Raw genomic sequence first — 16,766 nt, forward strand, 5'->3', positions numbered from 1 at the left:
TGGGATTAGGTGACACGAGCGTGACCGAAGGCGCGGGCCTACCCAAGGCACTGTGGGCCTATAATGTCATCCGCGACGCAATCATTACCATGAAGCTGGCACCCGGAGAGACGCTTAGCGAAAAAGATACCTGTGCAGAGTTGGGTATCTCGCGCACCCCGATGCGCGAAGCAGTCTTGCGTTTAGCCCAAGAAGGTCTGGTCAACATCGTTCCCAGCGGCGGCACCTTCATCAACAAGATCGTCATGAAAAAGGTCATCGAAGGCCATCTGGTTCGCTCAAGCCTTGAGATGCGCACCATAAGGCTTGCGGCGCGCAACTTCGATCCCGTTTATGAACGCGACCTTGACCTTTTGATTTTCCGCCAGCACGACGCCGCCAAGCGGCGCGATGTAAATGAGGCCTTCAACGTCGACAACGAATTTCATCGTCTCTTGTGCAGGATTTCAGGCTTTCCGGACATCTGGCAAACAATCCACAATGCCACCGGTCAGCTTGATCGCGTGCGCCGCCGTGGCTTTCCAAAGATCGGTTACTTCGATGAGGTAATCGCAGAGCACGTAGCACTCTCTACGGCCATAAAGGCCCGTGATGAGGATGAGGCCGTGACTTTGCTCAGACGTCATCTCAGTGGCATTTCGGCCGTGATAGAGTATGTCGTTCAAACAGATGCAGACGCAATCAGTGGACGAGACCATATCGCTTTGCTTAATGGACTTCAGGACCTTTAACCCTTCTGGTCGATCGCCGGTCTACGGGCAAGATGCTGTGTGCGCGCATGCATAGTTTCCGAACGGTAACGGGTCCGCCGTCGCTTAAAGGGCGCGCCCTGGCAATACTACTTCCACATTTCGCGCATCCGCGCGCCGACATCGATGCGAATTTGCTGTGCACTACGCTCAGATGCCGCAGCCGAAACTTTGGGCCAAGTCATAGTTTCGAAATATTGAAGCAGAGTTGCTGGGATGAACCTGGACCGTGATGCATAGACGTGTCGATCGCCTTGCGAGTTCTGCCCATGGGTAAAAAATCGCTGCGGCGTAATCAGCGCCAGGCTGTCCTTCGCGCGTGTCATTCCTACATAAAGCAGACGCCGCTCTTCTTCGAGTTCCTGTGTCGTCCCCGTGCCTAGATCAGACGGTATGCAGCCATCGACAACATTCAGCATGAACACTGAGCGCCATTCCTGGCCTTTCGCAGAATGTATTGTCGAGAGGATGAGGTAGTCCTCATCGAGCAAAGGGACTCCTGCCTGGTCGCTCGTAGCATCTGGAGGATCAAGGGTCAGTTCGGTCAAAAACCGTTCGCGGGACGCGTATCCGCCAGCAATTTGCTCAAGCTGTAGAAGGTCAGCTTTACGCGTATCGGCATCTTCATGCATCCGCTCAAGATGGGGTTCGTACCAAAGACGGGCCTCAGCTATGTCCGAGGGCCACCCTTGCTGCGTTTTCCCAAGACCAGCGAGGAGCGTCACAAAAGATGTCCAATCTGCACCCGTCTTTGGTGGCGGCGGGATTTCCGCAAGTGCCATGATCGGTTCAGGATCAGACGAGATAGTATCGAGAATAACACCAGCCTTCTTCGGACCGATGCCTGGGAGCATCTGCAGCAGGCGAAATCCGGCGACCCGATCACGCGGGTTTTGCGCGAAACGGAGGACGGATAGCATGTCCTTTACATGGGCGCTGTCGAGAAACTTGAGACCGCCAAATTTGACGAAGGGGATGTTGCGTCGGGTAAGCTCAACCTCAAGTGCACCACTATGGCTTGATGTTCGAAAGAGAACGGCCTGCTGCTTGAGCGTCATTCCCGTTTCGCGATTGGCAAGCACCTGATCGATGATGAAGTTAGCCTGTTCGGTCTCGTCCTTGACTGTGACAAGTTTCGGGCGCTCGAGCGACTCCCGCTCCGTCCACAGGTTCTTGGTGAAACGCTCACGTGCAAGTTCGATGACGCTGTTCGCTGCCGCCAAGATCGGTTGCGTCGAGCGGTAATTGCGGTCGAGCGTGATGATGTCAGCGGCTGGGGTGAATGACGACGGGAAGTCGAGAATGTTACGGACCGTCGCAGCGCGGAAGGAATAGATCGACTGGGCATCGTCGCCAACCACAGTCAGACCGCGACCACCCGGCTTCAGCGCCATCAAGACCGAGGCCTGCAATCTGTTGGTGTCTTGATATTCGTCAACCATAACGTGGTCGAACCGCTTGCCGATATCATCGGCTAGATCCGGATCGCCGACCATTTGCGCCCAGTAGAGGAGGAGATCGTCGTAGTCGAGAACGTTCTGGCTCTGCTTTGCCTCTACATAGGCCGCAAACAATTCCTTAAGCTGCTCTTCCCACATCGCCACCCAGGGATAGTGCTGACGCAGTATCTCGCTCAACGGCGTCTGGGAGTTTACCGTGCGGGAATAGATCGCAAGACAGGTGCCCTTGGTGGGAAATCGGCTTTCAGTTTTTGAAAAGCCTAGCTCATGACGCGCCAGGTTGATCAGGTCCGCACTGTCTTCCCGATCGTGAATCGTAAAGTCCATGTTGAGACCGATCTGCTCGGCATACATTCTCAGCAGCCTTGCGCCGATACCGTGGAATGTGCCGGACCACGCAAGTGCGTCCGTCAAGATCGCAGAGTTAGAGCCCAGCACATTGCGGCAGATTCTCTCAACGCGGCGGGACATTTCCGATGCTGCTCTGCGTGAGAAGGTCATGAGAAGAATGCGCCGAGGGTCGGCACCATTGACGATGAGATGAGCGACGCGGTGCGCCAGCGTGTTTGTCTTGCCGGAGCCTGCACCGGCGATGATCAACAGAGGTCCTCCCGTCTCGCCCTCAGCCAGTCCAACGCCATGCTCGACGGCCTTACGCTGTTGCTCATTTAGTTTCTCGAGATAGGCGACGGCCATAAGATCTTACTTAATGCTCAGATTGCAAAGGAGGGTTTGGAACAAAGGCTGAACATACGTGACTCTTTTGCGGTATGGAAGGTTCTCATGCCGTCGAGCGATGATTTCTTCCAGAAGAGCAGGAGAATGGTCGGACGAAAATCCGACGCGGCTCGTTTTTAGAGAATGCGACTTTGATTTCCAAAACATGCGCAAGTTTTGGCGGCGGCGCTCAGGCTGTCAATTGCACGATCAGTGCGCCAACTCTAGCGACTTAAATAACTGATGATGCTTGGCGTGGCCTAGCAGGCACCAATCACTAGTACCCAGACGTCTTCGTCATGTGACAGCCTGGAGTCAGGGTTCGATTCTGCCGCGGATTATCGTCTCCGAGCTTCCGCTCGGGTCAGGGCGCCGCCAAGATTGATAGAGGCGTAATGTGCCTTCTTGTTTTCATACATGAGTGCGTCAGCACGTTTGACGACAGACTCGATTGTCTCGTCTGCTTCACTGGTCGCCACGCCGTAGGACATGCTCAGAGGAGGAGTCGAGTAAAACTGATTGTTGATCCGCAGAAGTTCAAGGATTGTTTCCATCATTGTGGCAGCGGATTTTGCATCTGCGCCGGGCAACAGGACCGCAAATTCATCCCCGCCTATCCGGCAGGCATGGTTCGGCGCCGCCACCGCGCCATTGAGGATTTCGCCGAAGCGGCGCAAGAGTCCATCGCCTGCGTCGTGCCCAAGTTGATCGTTTGCCTCCTTCAAGCCATTGAGGTCAATGATGACGGCTGAGACAGGGCGCAGCGATTTGCGCTCGAGGCGGTTCATCTCGTCGGCATAAAAGGCGCGATTGTAGAGTTTGGTGAGGACGTCATGCTTTCCGAGATATTCGAGATAGGCTTCTGCCTTCTTGCGTGCTGTGATGTCGGCGAGCGCCACCTGTACGCGAGACCAATCGCCTTCGTGACCCGGGAACACGGAGAAATGCAGCAAGATGTGACGCATTGAACCATCTAGGGCGTAATTCACCACTTCGCGGTGATGAAAGAGATTGCCGTTCCAAAGCTCCATCAGTTGTTCTCGGAAGGGTTTCTCCATGTCGTCACGGAAAATTTCGCCAAGCCGGTGCAGAAGATCGTTTTGATCTCTTGCGCCAAACAGATCGAGCGTTGACTGATTGACGTCTATAACCTTAATCTCGCTCATACATTGGCGCACAAATTCCGGGTGAACGTCCATGAATGTGCGGAAGTCGGTAATGCCGCGGTCACGGATGTCTTCAATCAGCGTGCGGATGCGACTGAAATCCTCAATCCATAGCGATACCGGGGAATGCTGGAAAATGCCCTCCGCCTGACGCCTTTGTTCGGCTTCTGCACGACGGGCGTCTTCGCGCTCGGTGATATCCTCGGTGGTCAAAAGAACCCTGCCGAGCGTCTCTTCATGACCTGGTAGAACTGTTCCTCGCAGTTGGATGTCGAGCCTGCGTCCGGAAATCGTGTAATTGACGGTCGTGCTCGAGAAAGACATTGCGCCATCGAAGAGCGCGGACAGTTCGTTGATGTGAGTGTCCAGCATATCATCGCGGAAGACGGAAGTGATATTGTCGACCAAGTGCTCGAGACTATCCGCTTCGAAAAGGTCCAGAGTTTTGGCGTTGACAGCGGTGACGCGGATCCGCGTCGAACAGGCATGAATCCGACTGCGATCCTCTCTCAGGAACGCTTTGATATCGGTCACTCCCTTTGAGCGCCAGTCATCGAAAAGCGCCTGCACTCCGCTGAAATCTTCGATCCACATGGCGATCGGCGCAAGATTGAAGATATCGGACTCTAAAGCATCGATCATCGGATTTCCTGGGGTAAGTTCAAGCACTGGAGTGGACCGCGCTGCCGAGACTTTACGAATAATATGTAACCGGTGCTTTAATAGTATTGAAAGTCCTCGATCAAAAGATGGGTTGGCGCGTGCGAGCCCGTAAGGATCGGCATTTCCGCAGGCGCGACACACAAGGTCAATCCAAGCGAATGTTAACGGGCGGGACGTTGAACAATGTTCGTCGTCATTCGTTTGTCTCCGCAAGCTGCGGATTGAATCTCCCGATTGCTTTTCGAAGTCTTTTATCTTGGCGGAGCCGCACGCATGCGCCGAACTTCATCTATCGAAACCAGTATTTCCAAACAGCTCGCAAAGAAGGCAATGCCAATCGCGCTTTCAGTCGTTACGATCGGTGTGTGCATGACAATTTACCTGTCGTTCTGGATATCGTCAGAAGACAAAAAGGCAGATGAGGCGGTCCGGGGAAACGTTGCATATCTCACAGATGTCTCCAGCCTCATGTCCCACATTCAAGACGCAGAAATCGGACAGAGAGGGTTCCTCCTCACGGGCGACCAGCTTTACCTTAAGCCATATACCACCGCGATGGAATCGCTTGATGGGATGCTTGATAAGCTTGCTGCGGGAGCGGAAGACGCATCTGTCGAAACAGGAAGCATCCCGACCCTGCGGAGTCTGGTTGCCCAGAAGAAGTCCGAGCTCGAACAAAGCGTGGAATATCATCGCAATGGGGACGACAGCGGCGCGATTGCGCTTGTAAAAACCGGGCAGGGTAAAATCCTCATGGATGGGATCCGGTCTGTGTTGGCTCAGATGGAGAAGGATGGACTGGAGCAACTTGCAAAACGTTCCGACGCAGCCAGCGCTGCGAAGACGCGGATGCACTTTCTCCTTTTGTTGTTCGCCATAATGGTCGGCGGTATGGCGATACTGGTCGTGCGCGCCACGGTCACGCGGGCGAAAGCGGCTGAAAGGACGAGAGATGAACTTCTTTCGCACGCGGACCGGCGCCTGATGGCGGTCATGGCAGCTGACCTTGTTGGTTACAGCAGGCTGATGGAAAACAATGAGGCCGATACTCTCGAGCGTTTAAAGGCGGCAAGAGACGTCATCGATACGATAATTGAAGACAATAGTGGTGTGATCATAACGACAGCGGGCGATAGCATCGTTGCGGCATTTCCAAGCGCGCTTTCAGCGATCGACTGTGCGCTCCAGATCCAGAAGTTTATGGTGACGCACAATGCCGACAGGCCAAACGACGATCGCCTTCTATTTAGAATAGGAATGAATGTCGGAGACGTCATCATAGATAACGGAGACATATTCGGTGACACCGTCAACATCGCCGCTCGGCTTGAGGGCATCGCTGAGCCCGGAGGCATATGTGTCTCCCGGTCCGTCAGGGATCACATCAGGAAGCAGAGAAAGCTAAAGTTTGAAGACGCTGGTTTCCAGCAGGTCAAAAATATCTCTCGACCGATCAGCACGTTTAGGGTTCGCGAAGCCGCCTAGATATGTTCAACGCTCTCGGTTCCACGGGCAAGGGGTATGCTAAAGGCCTTCGGAGCGAGAAACGTTCTCAGCCGGAAACGTTACCTTGTAAGCACGAAATCAGCGCGATCGCGGATCTGTTCGGATGAGGGTAAAGGAAACCCTCCAACTTGGAGGGTTTCGCAGGAGACGCGATCTTCGATTGTTTGGCTAGAGCGCAATTTGCCGAACAACGGTGATTTTGCCAAGTTCAACCAGCGGCGTGACGTCTAGGCTTGTACCTTTGTCAGCCATGTCGAGGCTGTAGAGAAATTCCCGTCCAGCCGGATCGTTATCCGTCGCCTGGATTTTTTCTCGACCGATGTATGGACCGGCCGGGATGGAAATTCCTGAAGCCTCACAGTCCTCTATTGCTCTAAAACGTACGGGTGCACCTTCCATTTGTACCTCCTCGGGATTTGCAAATGAAGAATATGCAGCTGGTACTGCCGGATTGTGATGCCCTGAAACAAACCGTGATGCAATTGCCGGTGCCGATTTTCTTGAAGAGGAGACAAACTCTGTTCGGAATGGCATGGGGAAAAAGCAACTTAACAGGCGATAAACGTTAGCTATTTCGTTTATGATGCGGTTTCAGAACGAGCATGCTGGAGAGATCAATGAGCGACGACACTGGGGGCGATCGCGGCCGTGACGCCGAGGCACCACAGGACATTCCGGCAAAGGGTTTAAGGGATGTGTTCTGGCGCGTCGTCAAGGCGATCATGGCTGATCGCGTGACGTTGATTGCTGCTGGCGTCACCTATTTCATGTTGCTGTCGCTGTTTCCGGCACTCGGTGCCTTGGTGGCACTCTACGGATTTGTCGCAGATCCCACGGCGATTATGGCCCACATCGGTTTCCTTGCAGGTGTCTTCCCACCTGGATCGTTCGATTTGATAATGAACCAGCTGACATCTCTCACGCAGCAGGCGACATCGACAAGAAGTCTGGCGTTCTTTGGCGGCTTGCTCGTAGCGATCTGGAGCGCCAATAGCGGTATGAAGGCCTTGTTCGACGCGATGAATGTCGCATATCAAGAAGATGAAAAGCGCAGTCTGGTTCGTTTGAACCTTCTATCCCTGGGGTTCACTTTTTGCGCGCTTGTCGTCGCAATCATTCTGATTGCAGCTATTGGCGTGCTGCCCGCAGTTCTGAAGTATCTGTGGCTTGATGATTGGCAGGAGTTTCTTGCCCGTCTAGCGCGTTGGCCATTCATCATCCTTGTCTTCGGCTGCGGAATTTCAATGATCTACCGGTACGGTCCGAGCCGCGAAGAAGCAAAGATCAAATGGTTAAGCTGGGGCGTCGTCTTCAGCACGGTGCTCTGGCTGGTCGCCTCCGTCCTGTTTTCGTTCTACCTTGAGAATTTCGCGAACTATAATGCGACCTACGGCACTCTCGGCGCCCTCATTGGGTTGATGGTCTGGGTGTGGATTTCGGTCGTTATCCTGATCGTCGGAGCAGAGATCAACGCCGAACTCGAGCATCAAACGCGCAAGGATTCGACAACCGGCTCACCGAAGCCAATGGGGGAGCGTGGGGCTTATGTTGCTGACACTGTTGGTGAAGCGGTCAGGGACGGGAGTTTGTGATCCGGCGAGGCGCGGGCAGCATGCAGCGACTGGGTGGAGGCGGCATTTTACGCCCAAACATGTGCTCTCGTTGAGGCTACCATTTTGCGATCACAACGAGTCTGCTGCGGTGTTGTCAGGTTGTGCGTGGCCCCGGCAATAGAGACGGGGCCATAGCGTAATTACAGAACAGTTACGTTCTCTGCCTTTGCCTTGCCCGTCTTACGGTCCTGGCCGACATCATAGCTAACCTTCTGTCCGTCGGTCAAAGCGCCACCGAAGCCCACCGCGGAGATATGAACAAAGACGTCCGGACCGCCGTTGTCTGGGGTAATGAAGCCGAAGCCCTTATCCTGTGCGAAAAATTTAACAGTACCAGTTGCCATGTTGTCCTCGTTTTATCGATTGGAAACTGCCGCAATATCGACTGTTGCGTTCAACTTCAAGTTTTTCCGTACGCTACCGACGCTGGGCCGCAAACGGAGATGGCTCTTTCGCTCAGCCACGCATCTGCAGGTCGCCCTCCATCCTGGGGCCCAGAGCGTGGCGACGCTCATCCAGCGTCTCGATTGGAAGAGGGAAACTGGGATGATCGTGATCAGCGGCTCGGTTGGGCACGATTGCGTTGTCAGCGGCACCAGATCGGATTGGCGGCCAGTGTCCAGGCGTTCGGGAAACCGGCGACGGTCGTCGTCCTCTCACTCAGGAGAAAACTCGGAGAGAGCGTGACCTAAAGCGTGTCGCCATCTTTCAGATTCGCTCCTTCGCTTAAGGCCTTTGTTTTGTCGCATGTCGTTATCGAAAAACCGCTTCACACTTTTGCGCGACATGCTTTAGGAGCGCTGTTTGTTTCCATTGTAGACCAAAGATGGGAGAGGGCTGTATGAGTGAAGATGACCTCCGTCTGGCATCTGGTTCGATCTCAATACATCGGCGAGGGGCTGGTAGACCGAGCGGGCATTCTCCGCGGTTATATCGCTGGAAAGAAGTCCGTTGAAGCAAGGTCGGTTATCGTCCCAACCGGGATGATTGATGATGGGATAAAGGCAGATGCCCTCGAGAGGCACACCTGCCTGCATCGCTTTCGCTCCTTGCGAAGCCACATATTCGAACCATTCCGCTCGCCGCTCGTCTTCGATACCCGTCTCGGCAATCAGAATAGGTCGGCCGTAGCGGGCATAGGTTTCAGCCAGTATCTTGCTCAGCGGCTTGTAAAGTGGATGGCCGATATCGATCGGAGGACCGCCATGGATCCACTGATTGTTGAAATAGTAATTGACGCCGATGATATCGAGAAGCTCCGGCCTACCACCGATTTGGGGCCACATTCTTCCTGCGATAAGGTCCCAACCTTGAAACTGCGCTTGCCTGTGGCCCTCGCTGGCACCCGCTTCCCACGGTCGGGCGGGATCGGTGATGACGTTGATGACCGGATCACAGTGAACGAAACGCGCTCGCGGCTCGATCATGAGGATAGTTTCCATCGCAGCAATCGCCGCTCGGGCAAGCTGTACCTTGAGCTCGTATCCGCGGCCATTCGCAAAGGGGTTGAGATAGCCGGCATCCCCGCCGCCCCAGGAGAAGAAAGAGATTTCGTTGACGGGGCAATAGAACGGGACATCATCGCTCTCCTCACGCACCAATCGAGCACATGCGCCGGCAAACAGGGCAAATCGATCTACAAACTGCGGCGACCAAATGTCGAGATCGTCCGGCCATCCATAGTGCAGTAAGTCCCAGATCACCTGCGTTCCGGTTGATTGGGCCGCCCTTAGCATCGGACGAATGCTTGACCAGTCATAGCCGCCTTGTCTTTCGATAAGATGCCAACGAAAGCCATCGCGAACGGTTCGAATGTTGAAGTCTGCAAGCTGGTTGTAATCTCGAGCCGCATGCACGTCGTGACCGACCGCAGCAATCATGTCGAGACGTCGACCTTCAGCTGAGCCGGTAGAGCGGAGCCGGTGCGTCGAGCATTCGAAGCCGCCTTGTAAGAAAGACTTGAACAGACCCGTCGGTCCGGAAGGCTTTCGCCCACTCAGCACCTCAGCAAACAGCTTTTCCCATTGAGGAAGGACAGCTGTAACGCTGTATGTGGCTTCCACCTTCCGTCGGAGCGCTTGTCCTAGGGTCTCACGCAAAGCGGGGTTTGCTATCAGCCGTTCCATGGCTTCGGCAACGACGGAGGGATTGTTATACGGCACGAAAATACCGCTCACACCGTCTTCGATCTGCTGTATCGCGCCGTTATCGGGTGTGGCAATGACGGGGAGGGCGGCAGCGCCGGCTTCCGCGATGACATGTGGCATGCCTTCGCCCTTTGACAACCAAACAAAAATATCCATCGCCGACAGCAGGGTCGGGATATCCTTTCGATCACCCAGAAAGTGCAACACGCGGTCCAAATTTCGGCTCGTTGCAAGTGACTGCAGGTGTACAGCATAGTCTGGAAGGAAGGCGTCCGGTCCGCCTATGATCACGAAGCGGGTTCTCGGATCGCGGGCATGAACCAGTGCCGCAGCTTCGATGAAATCCTCGACGTTTTTTTTGGGATCCAGCCTGCCGACCCAGCCGATAAGGGTCTCGTCCGGGTTCACGCCAAGCGATGTTCTTATGGCGGCCCTTTGAGGGACTTCGAAATCCGACAGTTCTACCATCGACGGAATTTCGATGGCATCGCCTTCTCGCCCCGGCATGACAGATGCGGCTGCGTCTCGGATAGAGCGGCATACGCCGACATAGCGACTGGTGAAATGCTTCGGTCCGGCAAGCGCCTCAGATACCAGCCCGCCATGTTCGATAAGCGGCGGGCGCCAGTGCAGCCGTTCCAGCGCAGGATAGATATCGGCGACGTTCTGGCAGGATATGACGATGTCATAACCTGGTATCTTGTTGGTGAGATAGGCAACAGTGTCTTCAAATGAAAGGTGGTAGGGGGTGGTATCCACCTCTACTCCAAGTTCTCGCAGTTGCTCGTGCGTCTGGTGCGGCATGTTCGGCTTGTGGAAACAGGCAACGACATCCAGACGATAGCGGCTGCGATCCAGATGCCGGGCGAGAAGCCTGACTTCCGTCTCCTCGCCGCCCACGACCAGCCATGCGAAGACGAAGAGAATGCGAATGGGTTGTTCGTGAAGCGTCATTCGTTGACCGCGAAGATGATTTGCAGAAAATCCGGGCGGTTCGTGACGAGGTCTGCCAGAAATTGTGGACCGTCTGCAAAAGGGACAACATGCGTGATCATGTGCTCGCGAATGATCTTGCCGTGTGATCGGAGGAGCCCGATGGTTTCGTGCGCCAGGCGCCGCCTTGTCCACAGGCCATCCAGTCCGCGCGGGACGCGATTGATCTGGGCACAGCGAATGTTGAGGCCGTTGTGGTGGAATTCCTCGCCAAGCCGCAGCGCGTCAGCCCCACCCTGATAGAAGGCGAGATCGATGACCGTGCCTTGCGGACGAAGCGCTTTAAGCGCGACGTGCAGACTTTGGGGGTGCGCCCGGGTCTGGAACACGAAGTCTGCGCCGCGATCCCCTACGCCATTGTGCCAACGCGCCTTGGTGTGCTGCCAGGCAGCATCCTCTGTCATCGCCGTCAACCCCATTGATTGTGCTTTGTTGCGGCGAAATTCCGAGGGATCGGCGATGATGACATCAAGTGCGCCTGCCCTTTGAGCAAATAGCGCCGTCATCAGACCGACCGTGCCTGCACCGATAATGACGACTTGGCGGCCCGCAATTCCTGAACCGAAGGTGGATATCGTTTGTCCCAGCGCATCCGCATCCGCGTGGAGAATGCCGTTGGCAGCGATTGGGCCCATCTGCGCAACGAAGACACCGAGCATGGGGTCGATGTCGTCAGGCATCGGCACCAGCACATCGTGAAACGGGTCCGCAGTGTGACCGGATTTATGCGCATAGGTGGTCGCGAGAATATCGCCTTCACCAAAACCGGAGGTGCGGGATTCTGCAACGCGTGCCACTTCCATATAGCCGAGGAAGGGGACCGGATAATTCAGGTCCGGTTCGTTTTTCAGGAATACGCCGCGTCCCGGATCAAACCGGGAGTGAAAGTAAGGATTTGTGTTTTTCATGAAGGTGAGCTCGGTACCTGCCGAAAAACCGGTATAGAGCGTGTCCATCCGCACCTGACCGTCGCCGGGAGGACCCTCCTCGTAATCAAAGAAAAAAGCCTTGCCCGGTGCCTCGATGCCAAGCGAACGGATGATGCGGTGACCAGGCGCCAGCCCAGGTGGCGGGTCATTTCGCGGCTCGTGATGGAGCGGTGAAGCAGGGTTGCGAGTGACGGTGGGTTGGTCGACCGCCACGGGCTCGCCGCTGCGAGCCGATTGCACCACGGCGAGGGCGATGCGATGGGTGGCAAGCGCATCCTGATAAGTACAGCGTATATGGTTTTCGCCTCCACGCACCGCGTCGATGAAATCGCGGTCTTCACGCCAGACGGGATCGCCATCCGCACGGCGGGTCGGTCGCCCCGCACCAACGTCGACCATGATATCATGGTCGGTCAGCTCAATGGCCAAACGATCCGCAAAAATGTTGAGACCGATGCGGTGACTCCAGCCAAGCAGGCATGTGGATGAGATGTTGGCGATGACCCCGGACTGAAAGGTGAGACTTGCGGTGGTGACGCCGGGCACGTCGAAACCGGGAAAATTACTCCGATCCTTGAAACCGACACGGCCATAGACATCGGTGACTTCCCCGACAAGATAGCGAGCCAGATCGATGATGTGGGTGGTCTGCTCCACAATCTGCCCACCGGACATCTCCGACTTCCACCACCATTGCGGCGGCGGGGTTTGGTCCAGCCAGTAGCCCGAAAGAAGCTGGGCGGGATTATCCTGGAGCAGGTTGCGAGCTTCCTCGACTGTATCGAGGTAGCGCCAGTGATAGCCGACGCCGGTAATCAGATCGGCAGCCGTGACGGCGGCGCTCAGTTCTTCCGCCAATGCCAGATCCAGGGTGATCGGCTTTTCAACGAAGAACGGGATGCCTTTGGCGATCAGATCCCGCTCGGCCTCACCGTGGGCAAATGGTGGCACGCAGATATACACGGCGTCCAGCGGCTGTGCTTCCAGCATGTCGCGGTGGCTCTCAAAGGCCCTCGCACCGAAGCGGCTGGCGGCCTGTTCGGCGCGGGCGAAATCCGGATCAGCAAAAGCGACGAGCGCGACATCCTCAAAACGGCTGAGAATATCCAGATGGCGGTTGGCAATGCCGCCCGCGCCGATGAAGCCGATACGCGTTTTTTCCATGGAAGCGTGTCCTTGTGTGAGGGGTGCGGCGTGCGAAAGAACGCGCTGGTAAACGGAGGCGGTCTCGGCCGCCATGCGCTGGGCGGAAAAGAGTGTCTGAAAACGTTGCGCGCCGGATTGCCCGGCGACCCTTGCCGCTGCGGGATCCTCAAGCGCGCTGATAAGGACCTCCGCCAGCGAGGCAGGATTGCCGGGGTCGGCGAGAAAGGGATGGCAGGAGCCGAGCGCTTCGATATTTCCACCAATATTGGTCGCGACGACGGGGAGCCCGATAGACATGGCTTCCAGCACGGCCAGCGGCAATCCTTCAAATTTGGAAGGAAGAACGAAGAGATCGGCCAGCGCCATGAGATCGGCGATATCGGTTCGGTGACCCAGGAACAGGATCTGCTGCTGGAGGGACGCTGCCTCTACCAGACCCTTGATCGTTTCCAGTTCTTCGCCCCTGCCAATCAGAAGGAGGACAGTATCCGGGTGGGCAGCTAGAACGGCTGGCATGGCCGCGATCAGGCTTGCATGGTCTTTCTGCCTGGAAAAGCGAGCAACGGACAGAAGAACGGTTTTACCGTCAAGTCCGTTGACTGGAGCCGCTTGTCTCTCCCCATCCGGTCTCAGTGCGAAGATACCGTTGCGGACAAGGCTGATATGCTCGGGATCGACACCATTATCCTCGAAGCTGTCGAGGGCGGCTTGTGATACGGCGATGCGGTGGGAAAGCGATGCGCACTGGCGGGCGTAGTTCTGCTGTTGGTCCTTGTCCGTCAAAAGATAGGGCAGGTGTTCGGTCCTGATGACAGCTATGTTGGCATCAAGACCCGCCGTTGCAATTTGATGACCCTCCCAGCCGATACCTGCATGGACATGCAGGAGCGATGTGCCGGTGGCATGCAGCCAATACCCGAATGTCTCGATATCATCGATGGCCTTGATGGCGAGCCCGGAGCGTGCGGCTCGCGACAGGAAATCACCTTCAGTGTCGGCATAGGCCGCAACGGTTACGCTCCACTCCTCGTCAAGAGCACGGGCCAGTGTCAGCATGTGCTCGCCCATGCCGGATGGATCCAGACTATCGGTTGCAAGGACGATCCTGCGCGGTTTTTCGCTCATAGACCGGGCGCGCCTACGACTTCGCCGAGGATCATTGGTTTGCTGGCAGTTGTCTTCCGCGACGTGCCTTTAGCAGCCTGCATATGGGCAAAACCGGTGCTGGAAATGACGCCGTCCACGAGCCCCTCCATCGCCGTGAATGTCTTGTCCCACGACGAACCTTCCAGCATCTGATCGACAGGTTTCCACCATGCGTTGCCGCTTCTTGCCAGCAACAGAGCGTCGTCGCAGGCTTGCGCAAAATGCTGCGGATCGCTGGCGATAAAAACCCCTTCCACCTCTCCATAATGACGGATGACATCCTTGATCGCCGTGCTGATCACAGGACGACCGGCGGCCAGATATTCTGGTGTCTTCGTAGGGCTGATGAATTGGGTAGAACCGTTCAATGCGAAAGGCATGAGGGCAGCGTCCCAGCCTGAGACGTAGGCTGGCAATTCGCCGTAATGTTTCTGTCCGAGATAGTGGATATTCTGTGCCCTCGGCAAATCCTCCGGCGCAATCTTGGCGATCGGTCCGATGAAAATGAAGGAATAATCCGGCCTTGCCGCAGCCAGGGCTGCAATGAGTTCGAGGTCCAGACGCTCATCGATGACGCCGTAATAACCAAGCTTTGGGCCGGAGATGGCTTGCTGATCGGCCGGTTCAACAACCCTTTGCCGGGCTTGGTGAAAATGATCGACATCGACACCAGATGGGAACGGGTGGATGTTGCTATGCTGCTTGCATTTCGCCTCATAAAGGCTGTAGCCGCCGGTGAAGACAACATCGGCCCGCGCCATCAATGCAGCTTCCATGTCCTTCATGCGGTCCGGTGCGAACCTGAAGTTCGCAAGCTCGTCCATGCAATCATAAATGACCGCGGCCGCATCGATATGACGCGCAAACTCGTACATCGCGGGCGTGTAGAACCAGAGAATTGGCCGTCGTGCGCCTGACATTGCTAGAAACTCATCCAGAAGTCGACTTAAGGCCAGGTTACGCTCGGCTGCATTCCACCAATGAGGAACACGCGGGCGTATCGATTTGACGGTAGTGCCCTCGAATGGATGGATTTCAAAGTAAGCGAGATGGTGGTCTGTAGGTATATATTCTTCGAAGAAAAAGACAGCTCTCTGCTTCGCAAAGCGAGCCATCAAATGCTGGGGACGCTGCAGGACGAAATCCCACCGCAAATGCGAAAAACAGATGAGCGGTGCTTCCCGCTCGTTGATTGCAAGTGACTGCGAGGAGATCGAGCTAGAAAGGTTCATTGAGGCATCCGGGTTTGAGGACGTAACCGAACCGGACGAAATAAGCTTTGTTCCGGGCGAGGGTGAACTTTCTAACTCTTTGACCTGCGCATGATTTTGCGCAGTTTTTCAACGGAGTGCGGCCACGTCCAATTGTCGATGACGGCTTGCCGGGGAGAAAAATCATCGAGTTTTTCCAGCATCAACAAAATCGCTTCGTGAAAGCTTTCTGCCGGTGCGGCCCATCCCGTCTTGGGAGTGATGTATTGCAATCCGCAGCGCAGCCGACTGTTGGCGAGAACAGGAAGACCGGCCAGCATATATTCAGTGAGGATGGCGGGGGCACCGTCATCAATGCCACAGACGACGCCGATCTTGGCGAGGTTCATCAGTCGGTTGACCTCTGCAAAGGGAACACCCGGCGGGCCGATGAAGTCAACGTCAATACCGAGGTCAAGCGCACGTTGGCGCAAGTCATCGCCCAGTTCCCCATAGCCGAAAACGCACAGACTGCGGATCGATCGCGGCAGCTTTTCCAAAGCGTCGAACAGGATGTCGTGACGTTTATAGGCTTGGGCAGCAGCGACATAGACGATGTCGTAGGGTTTCGGTCCAACAATGGGGTGGAACTGCGTTTCTGATGCGAATTCAGGCCCGATCGGCAAAACCGCGGTTGCCATCTGCGGATGGCGCTGTCTCACCTCCTGTGATTGCCATTCAGCTCCTGTCAAAATCAGATCGAAGCACTGACTCACCTCTGGCGGAATGCGTAGAGCAGGGGCATCAATGGAATTATATATTTTATAGCTTGGCCCGCAGGCGTTCAATATATCCTGTGAGACGCCAAGACCCCATATGCAAAGGATTTCCGGCGGGCCGAATGTGGCAAGATGGGCCACCATATCATTGGAGTGAAACGGCGCATTCGGTCCGTTCAACTGAAACGCACGGCGGATGATAAGGGGCGCTTGGCGCATGTCCGCCGCGGGAGGGCTCTCACCGCGCCAATGTGTCCAAATTTCCACGACATCGACCAAACCCGCTTTTATGCAGGCAAGAGGCAGACGTTCAATATAACCGCCTTCGACGCGAACATCAGCCAACTCTGTGCATTGCGATGCGGGTTTGCCGCGTTCGCCGCTCTGCCATTGCATTTGGAACTCTTCAATAGACGGCACGACGCCCGAAAAGGCATCTCCGTCCTGGAAGTCGCTGATCACAACGAGGCGTCTGAGTGTTTGAGTTTCTCTCATCGCGAACGTATTCCAATTTCGCACGAGTGGTTTTGGACGGCGCCCATCTTAGGAGTGGTGAGTTCCA

General features: G+C 55.6%; 11 protein-coding genes and 1 pseudogene. 4 read left to right on the top strand and 8 right to left on the bottom strand.

All coding sequences use genetic code 11. From position 1 onward, the window contains the following. Positions 1-20: 20 nt before the first annotated feature. Positions 21-731 (top strand): GntR family transcriptional regulator, encoded by a 711-nt coding sequence (locus AC07U5_RS20795; protein WP_494724127.1) that lies wholly within the window; start codon positions 21-23, stop codon positions 729-731. A 107-nt stretch (positions 732-838) separates the two neighbouring features. Here the strand turns inward: AC07U5_RS20795 and AC07U5_RS20800 are convergent, their stop codons facing one another. Both AC07U5_RS20800 and AC07U5_RS20805 read right to left on the bottom strand, forming a co-directional pair. After that, positions 839-2,905 carry an ATP-dependent helicase gene (locus tag AC07U5_RS20800; protein WP_494724128.1) on the bottom strand — a complete coding sequence of 689 codons (2,067 nt, stop codon included), beginning with the start codon at positions 2,903-2,905 and terminating at the stop codon, positions 839-841. Between the two features lie 359 nt (positions 2,906-3,264). Continuing rightward, on the bottom strand, positions 3,265-4,734 hold the full coding sequence (locus tag AC07U5_RS20805) for a sensor domain-containing diguanylate cyclase (protein ID WP_494724291.1): 1,470 nt from the start codon (positions 4,732-4,734) through the stop codon (positions 3,265-3,267). A gap of 294 nt (positions 4,735-5,028) precedes the next feature. On the opposite strand from AC07U5_RS20805, the gene AC07U5_RS20810 reads away from it, so the two are divergent. Continuing rightward, positions 5,029-6,240 carry a CHASE3 domain-containing protein gene (locus AC07U5_RS20810; protein WP_113176014.1) on the top strand — a complete coding sequence of 404 codons (1,212 nt, stop codon included), beginning with the start codon at positions 5,029-5,031 and terminating at the stop codon, positions 6,238-6,240. A gap of 189 nt (positions 6,241-6,429) precedes the next feature. Here the strand turns inward: AC07U5_RS20810 and AC07U5_RS20815 are convergent, their stop codons facing one another. Then, entirely contained in the window at positions 6,430-6,660 is a 231-nt protein-coding gene (locus tag AC07U5_RS20815; protein WP_113176015.1) for a hypothetical protein, read from the bottom strand. 23 nt (positions 6,661-6,683) lie between these two features. Between AC07U5_RS20815 and AC07U5_RS20820 the strand changes: the two genes are divergently transcribed. Together AC07U5_RS20820 and AC07U5_RS20825 are read left to right on the top strand one after the other, a co-directional pair. Then, entirely contained in the window at positions 6,684-6,830 is a 147-nt protein-coding gene (locus AC07U5_RS20820; RefSeq protein WP_494724129.1) for a hypothetical protein, read from the top strand. Positions 6,831-6,956: 126 nt separating this feature from the next. Next, positions 6,957-7,853 (top strand): YihY/virulence factor BrkB family protein, encoded by an 897-nt coding sequence (locus AC07U5_RS20825; protein WP_494724130.1) that lies wholly within the window; start codon positions 6,957-6,959, stop codon positions 7,851-7,853. Between the two features lie 161 nt (positions 7,854-8,014). Here the strand turns inward: AC07U5_RS20825 and AC07U5_RS20830 are convergent, their stop codons facing one another. The 5 genes and pseudogenes from AC07U5_RS20830 to AC07U5_RS20850 form a co-directional block, all read right to left on the bottom strand. Then, complete coding sequence (locus tag AC07U5_RS20830) at positions 8,015-8,218, bottom strand: cold-shock protein (protein WP_062424416.1); 204 nt, start codon at positions 8,216-8,218, stop codon at positions 8,015-8,017. 447 nt (positions 8,219-8,665) lie between these two features. Beyond that, on the bottom strand, positions 8,666-10,975 hold the full coding sequence (locus tag AC07U5_RS20835) for a glycosyltransferase (protein ID WP_494724131.1): 2,310 nt from the start codon (positions 10,973-10,975) through the stop codon (positions 8,666-8,668). After that, a complete protein-coding gene (locus AC07U5_RS20840) occupies positions 10,972-14,214 on the bottom strand; it encodes a glycosyltransferase (RefSeq protein ID WP_494724132.1) in 3,243 nt (1,080 codons plus the stop codon). The genes AC07U5_RS20835 and AC07U5_RS20840 overlap by 4 nt, the downstream gene beginning before the upstream one ends. A gap of 113 nt (positions 14,215-14,327) precedes the next feature. Continuing rightward, positions 14,328-15,467 (bottom strand): annotated as a pseudogene (locus AC07U5_RS20845) (glycosyltransferase family 1 protein); the annotation flags it as partial. Positions 15,468-15,538: 71 nt separating this feature from the next. Then, a complete protein-coding gene (locus AC07U5_RS20850) occupies positions 15,539-16,699 on the bottom strand; it encodes a glycosyltransferase family 4 protein (protein WP_113176021.1) in 1,161 nt (386 codons plus the stop codon). Between the last annotated feature and the right edge of the window lie 67 nt (positions 16,700-16,766).

It is taken from the genome of Agrobacterium sp. GW821-FHT02D03 (assembly GCF_059421725.1).

Bases quoted from the DNA above. Each gene is read 5' to 3' on its own strand.
- AC07U5_RS20805 (WP_494724291.1), bottom strand. From the start codon at position 4,734: ATGATCGATGCTTTAGAGTCCGATATCTTCAATCTTGCGCCGATCGCC.
- AC07U5_RS20810 (WP_113176014.1), top strand. From the start codon at position 5,029: ATGCGCCGAACTTCATCTATCGAAACCAGTATTTCCAAACAGCTCGCA.
- AC07U5_RS20840 (WP_494724132.1), bottom strand. From the start codon at position 14,214: ATGAGCGAAAAACCGCGCAGGATCGTCCTTGCAACCGATAGTCTGGAT.
- AC07U5_RS20830 (WP_062424416.1), bottom strand. From the start codon at position 8,218: ATGGCAACTGGTACTGTTAAATTTTTCGCACAGGATAAGGGCTTCGGC.
- AC07U5_RS20835 (WP_494724131.1), bottom strand. From the start codon at position 10,975: ATGACGCTTCACGAACAACCCATTCGCATTCTCTTCGTCTTCGCATGG.
- AC07U5_RS20800 (WP_494724128.1), bottom strand. From the start codon at position 2,905: ATGGCCGTCGCCTATCTCGAGAAACTAAATGAGCAACAGCGTAAGGCC.
- AC07U5_RS20850 (WP_113176021.1), bottom strand. From the start codon at position 16,699: ATGAGAGAAACTCAAACACTCAGACGCCTCGTTGTGATCAGCGACTTC.
- AC07U5_RS20815 (WP_113176015.1), bottom strand. From the start codon at position 6,660: ATGGAAGGTGCACCCGTACGTTTTAGAGCAATAGAGGACTGTGAGGCT.
- AC07U5_RS20820 (WP_494724129.1), top strand. From the start codon at position 6,684: ATGAAGAATATGCAGCTGGTACTGCCGGATTGTGATGCCCTGAAACAA.